Source organism: Bacillus subtilis subsp. subtilis str. 168 (assembly GCF_000009045.1).
GTDB classification, from domain to species: Bacteria; Bacillota; Bacilli; order Bacillales; family Bacillaceae; genus Bacillus; species Bacillus subtilis.
Window position 1 is genome coordinate 3,076,781 of sequence record NC_000964.3, and the last position, 18,797, is coordinate 3,095,577.

At 45.1% G+C, this 18,797-nt stretch carries 17 protein-coding genes; 2 read left to right on the forward strand and 15 right to left on the reverse strand.

The window, feature by feature from the left end; genetic code table 11:
- Positions 1-37: 37 nt before the first annotated feature.
- Positions 38-1,576, forward strand: coding sequence for a glycine betaine transporter (opuD, locus tag BSU_30070; RefSeq protein NP_390885.1), 1,539 nt, complete (start codon positions 38-40; stop codon positions 1,574-1,576).
- Between the two features lie 36 nt (positions 1,577-1,612).
- Here the strand turns inward: opuD and yteV are convergent, their stop codons facing one another.
- From yteV to rmgP, 6 genes are all read right to left on the reverse strand, one after another.
- Positions 1,613-1,795, reverse strand: coding sequence for a conserved sporulation-related protein (gene yteV / locus BSU_30080; protein NP_390886.1), 183 nt, complete (start codon positions 1,793-1,795; stop codon positions 1,613-1,615).
- 67 nt (positions 1,796-1,862) lie between these two features.
- The gene (gene rmgU, locus BSU_30090) at positions 1,863-2,531 is read right to left on the reverse strand and encodes a putative membrane enzyme for rhamnogalaturonan degradation (protein NP_390887.1); all 669 of its coding nucleotides are present in this window, start codon (positions 2,529-2,531) and stop codon (positions 1,863-1,865) included.
- Between the two features lie 21 nt (positions 2,532-2,552).
- Positions 2,553-3,839: a putative dehydrogenase of rhamnogalaturonan degradation gene (gene rmgT / locus BSU_30100; RefSeq protein ID NP_390888.1), complete on the reverse strand. Its 1,287-nt coding sequence runs from the start codon at positions 3,837-3,839 to the stop codon at positions 2,553-2,555.
- A gap of 11 nt (positions 3,840-3,850) precedes the next feature.
- Positions 3,851-4,354, reverse strand: a complete 504-nt coding sequence (gene rmgS, locus BSU_30110) for a lipoprotein required for rhamnogalaturonan transport and degradation (protein ID NP_390889.2) — start codon at positions 4,352-4,354, stop codon at positions 3,851-3,853.
- Positions 4,351-5,472 (reverse strand): unsaturated rhamnogalacturonyl hydrolase, encoded by a 1,122-nt coding sequence (gene rmgQ / locus BSU_30120; RefSeq protein ID NP_390890.3) that lies wholly within the window; start codon positions 5,470-5,472, stop codon positions 4,351-4,353. Before rmgQ ends, rmgS begins: the two co-directional genes overlap by 4 nt.
- Before the next feature lie 7 nt (positions 5,473-5,479).
- Entirely contained in the window at positions 5,480-6,445 is a 966-nt protein-coding gene (gene rmgP / locus BSU_30135; protein ID NP_390892.2) for a permease for unsaturated rhamnogalacturonan, read from the reverse strand.
- Between the two features lie 215 nt (positions 6,446-6,660).
- On the opposite strand from rmgP, the gene rmgR reads away from it, so the two are divergent.
- Positions 6,661-8,979, forward strand: a complete 2,319-nt coding sequence (rmgR, locus tag BSU_30150; protein ID NP_390893.1) for a membrane bound transcriptional regulator (controlling rhamnogalacturonan degradation) — start codon at positions 6,661-6,663, stop codon at positions 8,977-8,979.
- A 40-nt stretch (positions 8,980-9,019) separates the two neighbouring features.
- Here the strand turns inward: rmgR and ytcQ are convergent, their stop codons facing one another.
- The 9 genes from ytcQ to bioW form a co-directional block, all read right to left on the reverse strand.
- Positions 9,020-10,516 carry a putative ABC transporter (binding lipoprotein) gene (gene ytcQ / locus BSU_30160; protein NP_390894.3) on the reverse strand — a complete coding sequence of 499 codons (1,497 nt, stop codon included), beginning with the start codon at positions 10,514-10,516 and terminating at the stop codon, positions 9,020-9,022.
- Positions 10,517-10,540: 24 nt separating this feature from the next.
- Entirely contained in the window at positions 10,541-11,401 is an 861-nt protein-coding gene (gene ytcP, locus BSU_30170; protein NP_390895.1) for a putative ABC transporter (permease), read from the reverse strand.
- 206 nt (positions 11,402-11,607) lie between these two features.
- Positions 11,608-12,369: a putative NAD-dependent nucleoside-diphosphate-sugar epimerase gene (ytbQ, locus tag BSU_30180; protein ID NP_390896.2), complete on the reverse strand. Its 762-nt coding sequence runs from the start codon at positions 12,367-12,369 to the stop codon at positions 11,608-11,610.
- A 76-nt stretch (positions 12,370-12,445) separates the two neighbouring features.
- Positions 12,446-13,633, reverse strand: a complete 1,188-nt coding sequence (gene bioI, locus BSU_30190) for a cytochrome P450 for pimelic acid formation for biotin biosynthesis (protein ID NP_390897.1) — start codon at positions 13,631-13,633, stop codon at positions 12,446-12,448.
- A gap of 68 nt (positions 13,634-13,701) precedes the next feature.
- Complete coding sequence (gene bioB, locus BSU_30200) at positions 13,702-14,709, reverse strand: biotin synthase (protein ID NP_390898.1); 1,008 nt, start codon at positions 14,707-14,709, stop codon at positions 13,702-13,704.
- A 2-nt stretch (positions 14,710-14,711) separates the two neighbouring features.
- A complete protein-coding gene (gene bioD, locus BSU_30210; RefSeq protein ID NP_390899.1) occupies positions 14,712-15,407 on the reverse strand; it encodes a dethiobiotin synthetase in 696 nt (231 codons plus the stop codon).
- Positions 15,404-16,573 (reverse strand): 8-amino-7-oxononanoate synthase (pimeloyl-CoA-dependent), encoded by a 1,170-nt coding sequence (bioFC, locus tag BSU_30220; protein ID NP_390900.1) that lies wholly within the window; start codon positions 16,571-16,573, stop codon positions 15,404-15,406. Before bioFC ends, bioD begins: the two co-directional genes overlap by 4 nt.
- Positions 16,563-17,909, reverse strand: a complete 1,347-nt coding sequence (gene bioK / locus BSU_30230) for an L-lysine-8-amino-7-oxononanoate aminotransferase (RefSeq protein ID NP_390901.1) — start codon at positions 17,907-17,909, stop codon at positions 16,563-16,565. Before bioK ends, bioFC begins: the two co-directional genes overlap by 11 nt.
- Positions 17,899-18,675, reverse strand: a complete 777-nt coding sequence (gene bioW / locus BSU_30240; RefSeq protein ID NP_390902.3) for a 6-carboxyhexanoate-CoA ligase (pimeloyl-CoA synthase) — start codon at positions 18,673-18,675, stop codon at positions 17,899-17,901. Before bioW ends, bioK begins: the two co-directional genes overlap by 11 nt.
- Positions 18,676-18,797: the final 122 nt, after the last annotated feature.

Below are 18,797 nucleotides of genomic sequence, written 5' to 3' on the forward strand. Positions count from 1 at the left end.
AAGATATAGGCGTACACAAAAAATTAGAGGGTGAGAAATGTTGAAACATATATCTAGTGTATTTTGGATTGTGATTGCAATCACAGCTGCAGCTGTATTATGGGGTGTTATTTCTCCTGACAGCCTGCAAAATGTGTCTCAATCGGCACAAGCATTTATTACCGATTCATTTGGTTGGTATTATCTTTTAGTTGTCTCTTTGTTTGTCGGGTTTTGTCTCTTTTTGATTTTCAGCCCGATCGGAAAAATCAAACTCGGAAAGCCTGATGAAAAACCGGAATTCGGGTTATTATCATGGTTTGCCATGCTGTTCAGCGCAGGCATGGGAATCGGCTTAGTATTCTACGGTGCGGCTGAACCGATCAGCCATTACGCAATTAGCTCTCCATCAGGTGAAACAGAAACCCCCCAAGCCTTCAGAGATGCACTCCGCTATACGTTTTTCCACTGGGGTTTGCACGCTTGGGCCATTTATGCCATTGTGGCATTATGCATTGCCTATTTCCAATTCCGCAAAGGCGCACCCGGGTTAATCAGCAGCACACTGTCACCGATTCTCGGGGATAAAGTAAACGGACCGATCGGAAAGGCCATTGACTGTATTGCAGTTTTCGCCACTGTTGTCGGGGTGTCAACAAGTCTTGGTCTTGGCGCAACCCAAATTAACGGCGGTTTGAATTACCTGTTCGGCATTCCGAATGCGTTTATCGTCCAATTGGTTTTAATCATTATTGTGACAGTGCTCTTTTTACTTTCTGCGTGGAGCGGACTCGGAAAAGGAATTAAGTATTTAAGCAACACAAACATGGTATTGGCCGGATTGTTAATGTTGTTTATGCTCGTTGTCGGGCCTACAGTGCTGATAATGAACTCATTTACAGATTCTATCGGACAATACATTCAAAATATCGTTCAAATGAGCTTCAGACTGACACCGAACGATCCTGAAAAACGCGAATGGATTAACAGCTGGACGATTTTCTATTGGGCATGGTGGATTTCCTGGTCTCCATTTGTCGGCATTTTCATCGCCCGTGTATCCAGAGGCCGGACGATCCGCGAATTTTTAATCGGCGTCTTGGTGACACCTTGTATTTTGACATTTCTATGGTTCTCCATTTTCGGCGTATCAGCCATGGATCTCCAGCAAAAAGGCGCGTTCAATGTAGCAAAGCTGTCCACTGAAACGATGCTGTTCGGAACACTTGATCACTATCCGCTGACAATGGTGACATCGATCCTTGCATTGATTCTGATCGCAGTATTCTTTATCACGTCAGCTGATTCAGCTACATTCGTGCTGGGCATGCAGACGTCGTACGGTTCTTTAAATCCGGCGAATTCTGTGAAACTCAGCTGGGGTATCATTCAGTCCGCCATGGCGGCTGTGCTCCTATATTCCGGAGGGCTTGCCGCTTTGCAGAACACAGCGATTCTGGCAGCGCTGCCGTTTTCTATCGTTATCCTGCTGATGATTGCCTCTCTCTATCAATCGCTCTCAAAAGAAAGAAGAGAGATCAAAAAAGCGGAGAAACTCGATAAACCAAGAAGTCCAAGAGTGAAAAAAGCATATTAACAAAAAAGATCTTTCCGCGCCTGCGGAAAGATCTTTTTATTTGCGATATAAAATAAGGGCGGAAAAACAGTAAAGCTGCTCGCCGTCTGGGTCGCACGCCGCCGAAACCGTATATTTGATATCTATCAGCTGCTCCTCCGATATCCCTTTTAAAAATGAATTGATTTCCGTTTGTAAGTCTTTTTCATGCTCTTCATCAAATACCGCTACCTTCAGCATTTTATCCGCTCTCCTTTCTCTATCAATCTATTCCGTTTGGAACAGCGTTATGATAGAGAAATGATGATTATCTCGTTTCCGGATAAAAAGCTTTCCGTATATGGGATTTCCTCTGTGGCTCGCCGCCGTGCTGCTCCACTTTCAGCAGCACGGCATAAACAATGCGCATATGGCAGTAGCTGATAAGGCTGACGCTGAAAAAAGGGACAATGCCCGGCAGGTACGCAAGCAAGAAAAAGAGAGCAACAGTCAGCGCAAGCATAGTAAGCGTATATTGCAAATACGCCACACTGAGCAAGAGCGAAAATTTCACATACAGACGTTTTTTCCAGTCAAAATGGACAAGCAGCGGAAACACATAAAAAAGCATGGATACGAACAAAAAGCCAAATATCATAATGGCGAAGCGCAGGATGTGCAGAAGGAAATGACTTGGATAAATTAAGGCCAAATCAATATAAATGATCACTCCGATGAGCGCCAGTACAGCGCCGAGCAGATTTGAACGAAAAAATTCACCCTTGTATTCCTGCCAAAACGTTTTGAGCACCGGAACGTTGTCCTGCCCCTGGATCCACTTCCGCATGACAGCGAATAAAGCCGCGGTCGCGGGCATGATGCCAAACACGCCGAGACCGAGCAACGTAAAAAACAGCCACAGCAAGTTTGTATACGCAAATCTCATAATCCATTCGCAAAAACGCAGCATCCGTCCCAGTGAGCCATCATGTTCCATGGCGCCCCCTCCTTTTTTGCATTATACATTCTGCATCTGAAAAAGCTCTTTCATGCCGATCGGCTTCTTTTCGGCAACCGAGCGCCACATTCCCTCACCAACCGCGATGGAGTAGGCTCCAGCTTCAGCCCCGGCTAAAATATCATAGCGGCGCAGCGGGTCTTTCCCTAAAAAAAGATCCTCAAGCAAAAGCGGATCACCTCCGCCATGCCCCCCTTCATTTTTGACCACTTGTATCGTCTGCTTTGATTCAAAAAGCGGATAGTATTCGATTGTCTGCTCAGGAAAAGCAAACGGAATTCTGGAAGGTTCGTGAAATTCATTTGATTCAATACGTCCTTTTGTGCCGTTGATCGTCAGCCGGTAGCCTTCATACGGGGCCGAAAAAATAATCGAGTAGCTTAACAGTGCGCCGCCATCATATTTGACTGCCGCCACGTACGTATCCTCGATGTCAATTTCCTCGTCAAAAATACACGCGTCAGGCCTGTATGCAGTATATAAGCTGGACTGGTCTCCTGCTTCAAGATGATCATCCTTTATAGAAGCTTTAGAGGAACGGGGATGCCACCTTGAATAGTAGTGGCATTTTTCTTTAACACGGCACGTCCCGCAAAAACGCCCGTCTTCTTCCGGCAAGGGGTTCCACTCACTGTCCGGCCCATAGTAATTCAAGGCGCCATAAGCAAATACCTCTTCCGGATTTTGCCCGAGCCACCAATTGACGAGATCGAAGTGATGTGTTGATTTATGGACAGAAAGACCGCCGGAAAACTGTCTCGACCTGTTCCAGCGTTTAAAATAGCTGGCGCCATGATACGTATCAATATACCAATTTAAATCAACAGAAGTGACCCTGCCTATTTTTCCGTCCAGAATCATTTCTTTTATTTTCCGATGAAACGGGCTGTAGCGATAGTTAAACGCGACGGTGACTTTTCCTTCGCTTTTGGCCTCCGCTTCAAGCACCCGATTCGCATCCTGCACTGTTGTCACCATTGGTTTTTCAGTAATCACATCTGTATTCCACTGAAGGCTTTTTACAATATATGCGACATGCGTATCGTCCCTGCCTGCCACAATGACGATATCAGGCTTTGAGACGCGCATCATCTCGTCAAAAGCATCTTCGCTAAACTCAGGCACGTGGGCCAGCTCGGGAAATTTCTTCTTGCAAACGGCAAAACGTTTCGGATCGGCATCCAGCAATCCCGTAATCTCATAATGAGTTGAAAACCGCTCCATCAGTGGTTTGATAAACATACTGAATGCTCTGCTGCTCAATCCGCAAAAGACGATGTTCTTCAATATCCTCACCTCTATCGGGCTTCAGTTAGTTGAGAAATCAGCTGCAGCGCTTCCTCTGTTTTTTCAGCATACACAGGGATAAACGCCGCCATATCGCGATTCAATTGAAAAGAATAGCCGTTCAGCTGTTTTTTCCCTTTTTCGATCTGAACGGCATAGATCGTTTTTTCTCCTGTTTTTTTATTAACAGTTGTATAAGGAGATGTTTTTTCAGGAGGCAATCCGTTTAACGGCTGAAAATTTTCCGGATCATCGTAAGCTTGAAACATGTCTTCAGGCACGATGAAAACATCTCCCTCATGGGCGGTAATTTCAGTCAGCAGTTTTTCCTGAAAAGCTGGAAAGATATCGACCTTCCCGGCATTCTGCTCGGCGGCCTTTTTTATTTTTTCCTGTACGCCAGCCTGCATATCAGAAAAGAGAATGACATGCATTCCGTCCGGCCTGCTTGAGCATGATGCCAAAAAGAGCACTGAGACGATCACACACAAAGCCGTACGTATCCTTTTTGTCATTTCCCCGCTGACCTAAAAAGAGGCTCCAGCTCTGTCATAGCTAAAATAAACGCGCCGGCTCCGTGCAGATCGTTTGTGCTTCTTTCGCGGCTGACATAATAGTCATAGAAACCGGCTGACGTTCCGACACATATGTCTTTGACGAGAAACGCTCCGTCTTCTGATGTTTCGGTTTTATGCTGAATCAAGCCTTGATACGCTTTTAGCAGTGTTGTTTCGTAAGCTCTGTCTAGATAGCCTTTATTGATTCCTTTTGCGATTGCGTACATGTACAGACAGGATCCTGAGCTTTCCAGCCAGTTATCAGACCTGTCTCCCTTATCAACGATCTGGTACCATAACCCCGTCTCTTTGTCTTGATAGCGACAGATGCTTTTAATCATGTCCTGCAGCGTGTTTTTCCACACATGACGGTTCGGATGCTTCTTCGGCAGCTCTTCAATCATGTCAGCAAGAGACATGACGTACCAGCCGATGGAACGTGCCCAAAATTCCGGTGAACAGCCTGTCTCTTCATTGGCCCAAGGCATTTTTTTCGCTTCATCCCAGGCGTGATAAAAAAGTCCGGTTTTTGCATCCTTCGTATGCTTTCTCATCAATGACTCCTGAAGCACAACCTGATCAAACAGCTCCGTCTCCTGCTTCAGATTGGCATATTTCAGTGCAAACGGCCCCCCCATGTATAAGCCGTCAAGCCACATTTGGTAAGGATAACCGTCTTTGTGCCAAAAACCGCCCTCAGACGTCCGGTTCAGTGTTCCATATAAGCTGCGCAGCCTTTTTGCCGCTTTGACATACCGTTCATCCTTCGTCTGCTCGTATAATGGAAAAAGAATGAGACCTGCTTGAATGGCGTCCAGTTCATCTCTTCTAAATAATAGATTGCCATTATCATCGATTAAGAGATCTGCATAAGCCTTCGCATACTCAAAATACCGCTTTTCCCCGGTTGCTTCCCACAGCCGCAATACACCGCATAAGAAAACACCCTGATGGTAGTGCCAGCGGTTTGCAGGTGGCAGCTCCTCGACTGTGTACGTGTTCATAATGGTGTTTGCCAATGCCTCCGCGTACGTAAGAGGCGATTTTACAGCGATTGATTGATCCATTGATCCCATCCCTTTCCTAATAAATTCCTTCCTCGCCAAATTTCTTCGCCAAACGATTCGCTAGCATGACCAAAATCAGCCCGACCGCCGCTTTAAATACGCCGACTGCTGTACTGTAGCTGAATTGGCCCTGTTTCAGCCCTGCAGTATAAACATACGTATCAAAAATTTCCGCCACTTCCCTGTTAGTCGCATTTAACAGCAAATACACATGCTCGAAGCCAAGCTCCAGCGTGTCTCCGATTTTCAAAATCAGCAAAACGACGATAACGCTTTTAATGGCGGGCAGCGTAATATGCCACATTTGCCGCAGCCGTCCCGCTCCGTCCATTTTCGCCGCTTCATACAGCTGGGGGTCAACCGCTGTAATGGCCGCCAGATAAATGATCGTCGACCAGCCCGCTTCCCTCCAGATAACCTGCAGAATATACAGGGGCCGGAACCATTCTTCGTTCAGCAGAAAATTGATTTTTTCACCGCCAAAAAACACAATCAGTTCATTAATCAAGCCTCCGTCTACCGTTAAAAGCACAAACGAAAGCGATACAACAATGACCCAAGACATAAAATGCGGGATATAAATCAGCGTCTGAACAAATTTTTTAAAGAGAGCAATCCGCACTTCGTTCAATAGAAGCGCCAGCAGTATCGGCACCGGGAAAAATATGGCCAGGTTCAAAGCAAATAACACGAGCGTGTTTTTTAACAAGAGAAAAAATGTAGGCTCAGTAAACAGCCTGATAAAATGCTTCAGCCCCACCCACTCACTGCCCAAAATGCCGAGGAACGGCTGATAATCCTGAAACGCAATCACAATTCCCCACATCGGGACATACTTAAAAAGCAAAAAATAAATACACCCCGGCAAAATCATCAAGTACAAATATTTTTGTTGAATCAGCTTGATTAGTAAGCGCTTTCTTTTTTCTTTTTTAAAAATGACTGCATCAACAGCCGGCGCTTGCGCTTCTGCTGTTTTCATTTTTTCCTAGCCTCCTTTCACGGATTCTTGCATTCACTGTAGCGCAGCAGGCAAAAGTCCGTCTACAATCATATGATCACATCCTGTTTTATCCCTTTATAATCAAGGGTTCAGCCGGTCCACCTGAAAAAAAGACACCGATATTAGAAAATGATTATTGACAATATCTATCAATCTTTGGATTAATTGTATTAAGGTGAAGTGGATGTTATGAAATGGGGGGTTTTATGAAAAGAAGCCAATACAAGTTTTACTACAAACTGATCACGTTTTTCTGCCTGCTCAGCACCATTCCGGTTATTTTGGTCGGATTATTTTCGTACGAGCACTCTCAGAAAACGGCTATTTCCAACGTTTCGGAGGAAAAATTCGACACACTCCAGCAGACCCAGCAAAGCATCGAGCATATATTGAAAACCGTCGATCACTCTTTAACCCACTATGTGAGTTCGCCGCCTCTCCTTCGCACATTGTCCGAGCCTTTGCACTCAGACCAATTTCAAATCTATAACCAAGTGAACCAAGAGCTCAATTATCTGCAAAGCTTTGATACCGATCTGTCCAACATGACGTTAGTCAGTTATACGAAAAAATGGTACATGAACAATTCCGGTTTGTACCGTTTGAATACAGACACTCTTCATGAAGCAGCCTCAGCGTACACGAAACAAAAAGCGAGCCGCTCCTATTGGACGCTTGAGGAAAACAATCATTTGATTTCAACCAAAGAAGGCACAGCAGAAAACTGCCGCTACAATATCAATTTAATTAAGCAGCTTCCTTTGAACAGCACAAATACAAAGGGATTGGCCGCCGCAAGCATCCCGAGCTGTTCGCTTGTCAAAAATATGCCCGGCTATTCAAACGCCAACAACCTGTTTATCATCGATGAAAAAGGCCTCATCATCCTTCATAACAATATGTCTGACGTTGGTGAATCTCTTCATAACGACGGCTTTGTCCAAAAAGTGCTGGCGCAAACGGCCAATAGCGGACAGTTTGAAACAGTGATTGACCGGATTCATTATAAAGTCACCTATCAAAAATCTGACTATAATGCATGGACTTATTTTTCTCTCGTTTCCCTGCCTGAGTTAAAAAAAGAAGCCAAATCAATCGGCTGGATCACTTTTGCAGTATGCCTCATTTTGTTAACGCTTTCATTGCTGTTCTCTTGGCTTGGCTCCCGCCATTTTTACAAGCCGATCAGGGTGCTTTACGAATCATTCGCAAGACATGGAGCCATACAAGAGAAACAACAGCCTCCTCAAAATGAATTTGAGTTAATTGAACAGAGCTTTAAGCAGCTGAAGGACAGAAATGACGACCTTGAAGAAACGATGAAGCAGCAGGCCACTCATCTGCAGCAATATTTTATGGTCAGGCTTATGCTTGGAAAACTGACGGATGAGGAGGTTGATAACCGTTTTGAAAGCCTCGGCTTAAAGCAAAATTGGCGGCACCTTGCCCTGCTTGTGCTCCAAATTGACACACTGAATCATACGCCTTATGAGAAAAAAGATATGGATCTGCTTTTGTTTGCCGTCAACAGCCTGATTGAGCGCAACATCCCGACGGACAAACATCTTGCCCCCGCCGTAGTTGACAAACAGCAGGCGACGATTTTGATCAATCAAAGCGGGACAAAGGAAGAATTCATGGCTGAGCTGAATGAGACTGCAAGGATGATTCAGGAAAAAGCGGAAGCTGAGCTGCAGCTGTCTGTCAGCATCGGCATCAGCCAGCCGTTTGATGTGCTGACAAAAGCGAAAACAGCCTATGCGGAAGGCTCAGAAGCGTTGAAATATCGGCTGAAAGCGGAAAACAAGTCGATCATCTTTTACGAAGACCTTGACCAGAAAAAAACCTTCAAAACCCATTTTCCAAAGCAGCTTCAGCATGAGCTGTTCGATGCTGTCAAAGCAGGAGACAAGGAGAAAGCGGATAAATGCCTGCACGCGATTTTACAAGCCATTTTCACCCAGAACACCAACCCGTATCAATTTCAAATCGCCATCGCCCGTTTTTTGAACCATGTGATTGAGCTGATGCATGTGCTTGGGATCGAATTGTTTGAGCTTGAAGAAAACAAAATGCTGTATGACCAAATTTTTGAGCTGAAAACGTTCGAGGATACCGAAAACTGGCTAAAGAATGAGTTTATTGATCCGATGACAGACAAAGTGAACGCCCGCGCGGATGCCCAGTACAAAAATATTTCCGACAACATCATTCATATCATCCATCATGAGTTTGAATCCGAATTGACACTGGACGAAATCGCACGCAGGCTGCATTACAACCCAAATTATTTAAGCAGTATTTTCAAAAAAGAAATGGGAATTTCATTCAGCGAGTATGTCTCAAGCTACCGACACCATATGGCGAAAAGCTGGCTTGCCGAAACCGACATGGCGGTCAAGGACATTGCCGAAAAGCTGAAATATAAAAACTCCCAAAACTTCATCAGATCATTTAAGAAGCTGGAAGGGATTACACCGGGAAACTACCGCCAGCAAAAAAGAAGCATGTAAAAAACCCAAAACCGCTTGCGCGTTTTGGGTTTTTCCAATGTTATTTTGCTTGTTTAAACGCTTCTTCGTATTCCTGAATAATTTGTTTTCCTCCGCTTGACTCCCATTTTTCCACTTCTTTATCGAACTGGCTTTCTGTGATGTCTCCAATCATATATTTGTAGGTCGCGTCATCAATGATTTTCTTCAGTTCGTCACCCCGTTCCGACTCCGATGCGGAATACAGGCTTTCAGCCGGGTTTGAGACGATAATCTTTTCATTGTCCTCGGTCAGCTCCTCGTACGCCGTCCGAAGCGGATCTCCAGTGTTTTTTAAGTAGGCTTTATCAATGGCAATTAAAGCGGACAGCGGCTGAATATCAGTCTGCCAGTCTTTTACCTGGCTTTCTTTGCGTGTAAACGTTTTGTCCTCACCTTTGTTGTAATGAACGCCGTCAATGCCATAAGTCATCAGGCTATAGACATCTTCTTCGGCAATTCGGTCAAAAAACGCCAAGATCCGTTTAAGCTCAGCTTCCGTTTTCACACTCGTTTTCGGGAAAGCAAACACGCCGTTATGGCCTCCTGATGCCCATACCCGCTCTTTCCCATCTGGGCCTTTTATGCGGTTGATGATCTCGAGCTTCATCGATTTATCAGAGGCATGGTCGCGCAGATTGACCGCATCTACCATATTGCCAATATAAATTCCGGCTTTTCCTTGAGAAAACAGCTCTTGCTGCTGGGTTTTGCTTGTGACGGGAAAATCCTTATTCATATACCCGTTATCACGCAGCTTTTTCATATAGTTCATCGTGTCTTTGTATTCCTGTGTCATGAAATCAGGCGTGAATTTGCCGCCCGATTCCTTCCAATCTGTCGGCATGCCTTCATACGAGCCAATCGTTTTAAACGCGCCGTAAATCAAGTCATTACGGTCTGCCAGCCCGAATGTATCATCTTTCCCATCCTTGTCCGGGTCGTCCTCCGTAAATGCTTTGGCCACTTCATAAAGCTCATCCAACGTTTTCGGGGTTTTCAAATTTAAATTGTCCAGCCAGTCCTTCCGAATGACGATCCCCTGTCTGGAAAGCGGGCGCTCTCTGTATATCCCGTAGAGCTTGCCGTCAATTGTCACATTTTTATTAATGAGTTTGTTCATTTTGTTTAAGTTGGGATAATCCTTGATATAATCGCCGATTTCCCAAAACATTCCTGACCGAAAGGCATTCATGACTGACGAATTTTTAATATCCTGGATGGTCACGATTTGCGGAAGATTGCCGGCTGCAAGCGCTGCATTCAGCCTGTCTTCTTTCACCGCGTCTGGAACCCAGGTGATGTCGAGTTCTGTATTTGTCAGCTTTTCAATTTCTTTAATCGCCCTGTCTTTCGGCGGCTGCTGGTGATACAAAATCGCCATCCAAGACAGCTTTACCTTTGAATCTGGGCCAGCTTTGCCTTCAGCCGAAGACTGATCAGTTCCTTTACAGCCCGCCAGCACTCCGCCGAGTGCCAGTACAAGCACAATCAAAAGCACCCTCCATTTGTTTCCCATCGTACCCCTCCGTTTCATATTTCTTTATCCTTTGACAGATCCCAGCAAAGCTCCTTTTGCAAAATGCTTTTGTATAAACGGATAGACAAGCAGAACAGGGATGGTCGCCACCACTATGACCGCCATTTTAATGGTTTGCTCAGGCGGCGGGCTGCCCGACCCCATTTCAGACATATCCCCCTGCATACCGCTTGATACAATGACGATTTGGCGCAGAAGCACCTGAATTGGCCATTTTGCTGAATCATTTAAGTACAAGATCGCTGTCATATACGTGTTCCAATACGTGACCGCATAAAATAGTGAAATCGTTGCGATCGCAGGAAGAGACAGCGGCAGCACAATTTTAAAGAATATGCCCAGATCATTGCACCCGTCAATTTTCGCGGACTCTTCCAGGCTTGACGGGATATTTTGAAAGAAGTTTTTCAGAATGATCAGGTTAAAGGCATTAATGGCTGTCGGCAAAATAAGCGCCCAGTAAGAATCGAGCAATCCAAGCGATTTGACCACAAGGAAAGTCGGAATCATGCCGCCGCTAAACAGCATCGTAAATACGACGAGAAACATGAGCGGCTGCCGGCCGATTAAATCACGGCGGGATAACCCGTAAGCCATCAGTGACGAAAGAAACATGCTGACCGCAGTGCCTATCACTGTCACAAACACAGAAACAAGCAAACTCTTATAAATAATATCTGTTGAAAAAATGTAGCGATAAGCATCTAGCGAAAAAGTGGTCGGTATTAAAATAAATTTTTTCGACACGACTTCTTCTACTGTGGCAAAGGATGCTGCGATAACATGAATGAACGGAAGTACGCATATTAAAGCGAACATCAGCAAGAAACCATAAATCAACATATCAAACAGACGGTTTTTCAGTGAATGTGCGATAGCTCCCACCTCCCTTTGTAAGCGTTATCATATTTTTGGAAACCGAGCTCAGCATGTGACGATATCGTGTCTAAAATGTAGCAAATCTGTGATTGCCATGTCTATAATCATTTGAACAGTGTCCCCGGCCGGGCGGGGGCTGCCGCGAATTGAGACCGATAACAAAAGAAAAAGAGCATAATCTTAGAAAATGATTATGCTCCGTTCTCCTCCTCGTTCAGAAGTTCAGCCGTATTGATTTGTGGCGAAAACCCAAGTTCATTCACGGCAGATTCAATGGACCATGGCCGGCCCGGATTATCAGAGACGGCGTAATAAGTGCCATACCGGATGTTGGTCTCAATGGCGGCTTTGAAAATCGACAGCAGATCGGGGTGAGAAAGCAGTGTCTTTTTCGTCCGTTCTTTTTCATGCAGCGTATCCATTTCATCTGTCACGACTGTTCCGATTCGAAGGTTGATTACTGATAGCTTATTTTCCAAATAAAACAAATGGCCGATCTGTTCAGAGGTCAGCTTTAATACACCGTACAAGTTTTTTGACAGCGGATAATCGCTTGTTGTGATTTCCCGTCCTAAGAGCGAGCGCCCGTCTTTTTCATATACATCTGTGACATGATTGCTGCTGGCGAACACGAGCTTTTGAATGCCGAGCTCCGCTGCCGCACGGCACAGATAATAGCTTGCCCTATAGAAAACATCCGTCATTTTTTCAAACTCAGCGATGTCCATAATATCGTATTTGATTTTCACAGCGAGTAAATTCAAGATGGCATCGGTATCTTTTGGAATCTTCTTCAACAGCTCCTCATAATTTGCCGCGTCAGCCTGAATGGAAGAGGCTTTGCCATCGAAATGATCTTTATCAAGCACAGTCACTTCATAGTCTGAAATAAGCCCTTCAGCAAGCAGTCTCCCAATCACACCATTTCCGCCGGCGATCAGCACTTTTTTCACGATGTTCACTCCCCTTTTTTATAGATTGCCCATTTTCGGCGGGGCTGACACTTTTTTGGCACTCACATTCTTAGGCTTATTCAAAAGTCACCGGCAGCTCCTCAAGCGCCCGAAATCCAAAAAGCGGCCGATACCGCCATTCAAAATCCGCAAGATTAAGGCTGGGCATTCGCTGCAGAAGAGTGTTAATCGCAATTTGCGCTTCTAATCGTGCCAGCGAGGACCCTAAGCAAACATGATGGCCATGCCCGAATGAAAGATGCGGATTAGGACTTCTCGTAATATCGAAGACATCGGGGTTCGTGAATATGCTAGGGTCTCGATTAGCCGCTCCTAACAAAAGATAGACTTGTTCTCCTTGACGGATCGTCACCCCGCAGATGTCAATATCCTCTGACGCAACTCTGGCTGTCATTTGCGTGGGGCTTTCATAGCGTAAACATTCCTCGACTGCGGTACCAATAAGATCTGGATTTTCTCTCAGTTTCAAAAGCTGTTCTGGATGCTGCAGCAGACAAAGGACTGAATTGCTGATGAGATTGACCGTTGTCTCATGTCCGGCGATCGCCAGCAATATGCACGTAGATGCCGCCTCCTCTTCCGTCAGCTTATCCTTTTCTCTCCCCTTCAAGAGCATGCTGATCATATCCTGTTGAGGGTGGCGTTTTCTCTTTTGAATCAGCTCTTTGAAATATGCCATAGCCTGCACAGCCATAATATTGCCCTCTGTTAATGCCTTTCTTGAGCGGGTAAAATCAATCGTTTGAATGAGACTCGCAGCCCACTCCTTTAATTGCTCCCTATCTTCCTCCGGTACACCTATAATGTTAGCTATGACAAAACTTGCTAAAGGAAAAGCAAAGTCCGAAATGACCTCCATCTTTTTTTTACCTTGCACTTGATCAAGCAAATGATGGACAGTTTCAATGATATACGGCTGATAACTCTCTGTCGTTCTCGGCGTAAACGCTCCGCTGGCAAGCGTCCGCAATCGTCTATGATCAGGCTGGTTCTGAAACAGCATCATTTGATTTTGCACATGTGAAAGGTCCTGATATTTGGTTGAGCTCTCAGGCAGCGGGGTGCGGACTTTGAATCTCGCATCTTTCAAAATAGCAGCCGTTTCTTCATATCCTGTGACATACCAGCCCGGGTATTTTAAGAAACTCCCTTTATAGATAGGATGAACAGCTCGCAATGTGTCGTAAAAAGAATATGGGTTTTTCAAAAACTCAGAAGATGCAGTTGACGATGCAATTGTCACGTGATTTTCTCCTTTCTGTTCAAAAATAAAAACAATCGACATCATACCGATTGCTTTTATTGATTCTTTCAGCTTTTCGCACTTAAACTAGCCTTCATTTCTTCGACTGATTCAACTTCAAAGCCTAAATCACTCAGCATTTTATGATCCTCCGTCTCCTCTTGCCCGGCAGTTGTTAAGTAGTCTCCGACAAAAATGGAGTTTGCGGCGTAAAGCCCTAATGGCTGCAATGTGCGGAGATTGACCTCTCTTCCTCCGGAAATGCGAATTTCTTTTGATGGATTGATAAAACGGAACAGCGCCAGCACTTTTAAACAATACAGCGGGTTTAATTCGTTGACGCCTTCTAACGGCGTGCCATCAATTGCATGCAAAAAATTCACAGGAATGGAATCCGCGTCAAGAGCCTTCAAGCTTTTGGCGATGTCAATGACATCCTGTTTCGTCTCCTTCATCCCGATAATGGCGCCTGAACACGGAGACAGCCCCGATTCTTTTGCGATTTCAACCGTATTGACTCTGTCATCGTATGTATGTGAGGTTGTGATGTTTGAATGGTTTCTCTGTGACGTATTCAAATTATGATTATAGCGGTCTACTCCTGCATCTTTGAGCCGCTTCGCCTGCTCTGGCTTCAACAGTCCAAGACATGCACAAATCTTCAGTCCATACGTCTCTTTAATTTCCTGAACCGCATCTACGACCTGATCCACTTCTCTGTTAGACGGACCTCTGCCGCTTGCCACGATACAATATGTGCCGATATTCAGATCGTGCGCCCGCTTCGCGCCTTCAAGCAGCGTTTCCTTATTCACCATCCGGTAAGACTCAATCGGCGCTTTCGAAATCGCAGACTGTGAACAATAGCCGCAGTTTTCCGGGCAGAGCCCGGATTTCGCATTCATAATCATATTGAGCTTTACTTTTTTTCCGTAAAAGTGTTTTCTGATGTGAAAAGCCCCGTGCATTAATAGCAAAATATCTTCATCAGGACAATGTAATATTGAAAGCGCCTCTTCGTCAGTCACTTCTGCTCCAGCCAGCACCCGGTCTGCGAGTTCCATCCATTGATTCATTCTCATACCCCCACTTGATTCATCAGTAATGATAGATTGATATGGTCTTTTACCATATGTAGAACCGTTTCTTTCGTCACGTTGGCAAGCTTTGGCGTAACCCCTAAAATCGGCACACCGCATAAGCGCTCAATCATCTCAGGATTGGTTTTTTCATCTTCATCAGGAGAGTCACTGATTCCATTGATGATAATTCCGGCGATTGGAAGCCCCATGCTTTCTGCATATTTGACAGTTAAAAAGGTATGATTAATGGTTCCAAGGCGAGGACGCGCCACAATAATCATGGGAAGCTGCAACGCTTTTATGACATGACTGACCAAATAGTCCTCTCCCAATGGCACAGAAATACCGCCTGCACCTTCTACGATGAAGCATTCATGTTTTTCTCTAATCCGCCCCCAATGGCTTAAAACCTCTTCCATGGTGACAGTCTTTCCCTCAAGTTTCCCTGCAACGTATGGTGCAAGCGGCGCCTTGAAGGCAAAAGGCGTAATGTCTTCATGAGAAAGACTGGTCTGCGACATATCTTTCAGCAAACTTGTATCACTATCTGGATGATGGCGCGATATCCCGCTTAAAAATGGTTTATACACCCCGACATGTCTATTATTGTCTTTCAATAAGGCAGCAAGACCGCTGGATATAACCGTTTTCCCTACTTCTGTATCAGTTCCCGTCACAAAAAAACCCCTCAAATGATGTGCAGCTCCTTTCCGATTGAATGAAATGTTTGCAGCAAATGATCAATATCACCCATACTGTGGTCAGACGTGATTGTAATTCGAATCCGGCTTTCACCCGGCGCAACGGTTGGCGGCCGAATGGCAGGAGCATAAATTCCCTTGCCCTGCAGTTTTTCAGCAAATAGGACCGTTTTATGGGCATCGCCAATGACTACAGGAATAATCGGTGTGTGATCTCCTTTCACCACATAACCCATATTCTTCAGACTGGTTCTGATCATGCTGATATAAGAAAATAAAAGCTGTCGTTTTTCCCTGCTGGCTTCAATGATGTTGAAAGCCTCGTGAGCAGCCGCACAGCTGGCTGGCGGAATAGCGGTTTGAAAGATAAATGTTCTGGCATGGTTCAGCAAAAAGTCGATGAAGACCGCTGATCCTGCCGCAAAACCTCCTTCCGCGCCAACAGCTTTGCTTAAGGTGCCGATAACAATGTCGGGACAAACACCAAAGTATTCACTCGTTCCTTGTCCCGAATCGCCCAAAACTCCTGTTGCGTGGGCATCATCAACGACCACGAAGGCATGATAGCGTTTCGCAAGTGAGATGATCTGATCAAGAGGGGCGATTGTGCCATCCATGCTGAATACTCCGTCTGTTACGATAAAACGGCGCTGATAACGCTGTGTTTCATTCAGCTTGTTTTCAAGATCATTCATATCAATATGCCGATAAACAACTGTATCAGCCTTAGAAAGTCGGCAGCCGTCGATCATACTTGCATGATTGAGCTGGTCACTTAAAATGACATCTTCCTTTTCTGGCAAGGATGAAAGGACACCGACATTGGCCAAGTAACCGCTCGAAAACAGCAGGGCCGCTTCTGTCAGTTTAAAGCTGGCAATCTTCTTTTCTAGCTTTTCATGCCAGACCGAATTGCCTGTCGTTAAACGTGAACCGCTGCTTCCTGTCCCAAATTGCTGCAATGCTGTTTGGGCTGCATCGATCAAACGTCTATCGCTTGCGAGCCCTAAATAATTGTTTGAGGACCAGACCGTTTGATTTTCGCCATCAATATTCCTCTCTGGAACCGGCGCTCCATCCATTGACCGCAGGTTACGATGTACGCCGGCTTCTTTCATTCTGTCTAACCGCTCGTTTAACCAGGAATCAATCTTCAAGGCTCGTAACCTCGTGGATCGCTTGTTTCATAATGGCAACCATTTCCGAGAGCTCTTCAGCTGTGCTGGCAAGAGGAGGAAGAAATGCAATCACGTCCCCAAGCGGTCTTGTCAGCATTCCTAACTCTCTCATTTTTAAGGAAACTTTGTATCCAATCCGCCGATCAGCCGGGTAAGGTTCTTTAGTTTCCTTTGATCGTACAAGCTCTGCACCGCACATAAAGCCAAGCTGCCGAATATCCCCAACATGAGGAAGAGCGTGCAGATCTTGAAGAAGAAAATGGAGCTTTTTACTTTTTTCCGCTACTTGTTCCACAATGTTTTCAGATTCAAATAATGCCAGATTTTCAAGCGCAACCGCACAGCCAAGCTGATTGCCTGTATAGGAATGGCCATGGAAAAAGGTTTTTAGGTTTTCATAATCATCATAGAATGCCTTATAGATGTCTTCAGTGGCAAACGTAACGGCAATTGGCAAATAGCCTCCTGTAATGCCTTTACCGGCAGCCATCAGATCAGGCTGGACATTCTCGTGCTCGCACGCAAACATTTTTCCTGTACGGCCAAAGCCTGTAGCGACTTCATCAACGATCATTAAGACATCGTATGTTGTACATAGCTCGCGCACGCCTGCCAAATATCCTTCCGGCATCACGATCATACCGGACGCGCCTTGTACCATTGATTCAATGGAAAGCGCGGCAATTTCCTCATGATGTTCCTCAAGCAGCTGTGCAAGCTCTCGGAGGCACTGATCACGGCACTCATCAGGATCACCGCTTTCAGAACGATACACATAAGGAATCGGGGCCTTGTAACTCTCGAACATCAACGGGCCGTATACGTGGTGAAAAAGCTCAATTGAACCGACACTGACGGCGCCAATCGTATCACCGTGATACCCGTTTTTCATTGCGATGAATTTTTGTTTCTCGGGCTTCCCGATGTTCTTCCAATACTGAAACGCCATTTTTAGGGCTATTTCCATCGCCTCTGCGCCGCTGTCTGAATAAAAGACCCGCGTGAGCTTTTTTGGGCTGATGTCGATTAATGTTTCGGCAAGCTGGGTTGCTGGAACATTGGTCATGCCCAATAACGTGGAGTGCGCAATTTTTCCGAGCTGTTTTTTTATGGCGTCATCTAGTTCTTTTTTGCGGTGTCCGTGGACATTAAGCCAAACCGATGAAAAACCGTCATAGTATTCCTTGCCGTTTATGTCTTTGACTTTGATTCCAGTCCCGCTTTCGATGATTAAGGGGTTTTCATCATAATCTTTCATTTGGGTAAATGGCAGCCAGAGGTGCTTTTTACTTTTTTCTATCAAATCATGAGTCATGATCTTCCTCCCACTCTATTAAAATAGGCTGCTTCTCCAGGTCATGTATGTACGTGTTTACATCATTGGATCCATCAATAAAAAAGACTCGGCAGCCCTCTTCAGTCCCGTATTCTTTCATTGCTGTAATACGCTGATAGCCCATTTTCTTACCCGCAACATAGCCTGTTATGTAATCCGGATCGTCCGACCAGCATAATTCTGCAACGACTGCCGGGTGCCGGCTTACCTTTGAAGCGAGCGCAAGGGCCTCTTTTATTCTTGAATGAGCTGGCACGTGACTGTGAAGCGCCCATTTTTCAAAATTAGCGTCCGGCCAATCCATTCTGGAGACCCGCACCCCTTTTTCTTTTGTTTGATCCATTCGCTTGCCTGTATGAATATCAAACAACACCGCACCCCTGACATCTGACCATTCAGGGATTTGTTCATATGCTTTTTCAATCACGTCTCGTGAAACGCCTTCTTTTTCCAATAACAATCGGGCAAGCTTTTGTCCTTCTTCCGGGCAGCTCACTTCATTCGTATGCACAGGCAATGGCTGAATGGTTTTTATCGATTCATGTACCTCTTCAAATTGAATTTGCATAAAATCAGGTTTTCCTCTTGAATGGGATAACCCTTTTTCTAATAAAGCATTGACTGTATGCTTCATCTCATGGAAAGGAATAAGCCGTTCTCCGCCGGATATATGCTTTCCGCCGTCTTCATGAGATCCATTCATTGAAGCCCTCATTCTGACACTATAAAAAGTTTCTTCTTGCATCATTTCTCGCCCTTTCACTGATAACTGAAGAACGTGTAGCGCTTCTCACCTAAATTGTTAACCAATTATATTCAAAGGTTAACAATTAGAATATATTATTCTCTCCTGTTTCTGTCAATAGA

Excerpts from the sequence above, each read along its gene's own strand:
- bioW (NP_390902.3), bottom strand. The coding sequence starts at position 18,675 with ATGCAAGAAGAAACTTTTTATAGTGTCAGAATGAGGGCTTCAATGAAT.
- ytcQ (NP_390894.3), bottom strand. The coding sequence starts at position 10,516 with ATGGGAAACAAATGGAGGGTGCTTTTGATTGTGCTTGTACTGGCACTC.
- bioB (NP_390898.1), bottom strand. The coding sequence starts at position 14,709 with ATGAATCAATGGATGGAACTCGCAGACCGGGTGCTGGCTGGAGCAGAA.
- rmgU (NP_390887.1), bottom strand. The coding sequence starts at position 2,531 with ATGGAACATGATGGCTCACTGGGACGGATGCTGCGTTTTTGCGAATGG.
- rmgR (NP_390893.1), top strand. The coding sequence starts at position 6,661 with ATGGGGGGTTTTATGAAAAGAAGCCAATACAAGTTTTACTACAAACTG.
- rmgP (NP_390892.2), bottom strand. The coding sequence starts at position 6,445 with ATGAAAACAGCAGAAGCGCAAGCGCCGGCTGTTGATGCAGTCATTTTT.
- rmgQ (NP_390890.3), bottom strand. The coding sequence starts at position 5,472 with ATGGGATCAATGGATCAATCAATCGCTGTAAAATCGCCTCTTACGTAC.
- opuD (NP_390885.1), top strand. The coding sequence starts at position 38 with ATGTTGAAACATATATCTAGTGTATTTTGGATTGTGATTGCAATCACA.
- yteV (NP_390886.1), bottom strand. The coding sequence starts at position 1,795 with ATGCTGAAGGTAGCGGTATTTGATGAAGAGCATGAAAAAGACTTACAA.
- rmgS (NP_390889.2), bottom strand. The coding sequence starts at position 4,354 with ATGACAAAAAGGATACGTACGGCTTTGTGTGTGATCGTCTCAGTGCTC.
- bioK (NP_390901.1), bottom strand. The coding sequence starts at position 17,909 with ATGACTCATGATTTGATAGAAAAAAGTAAAAAGCACCTCTGGCTGCCA.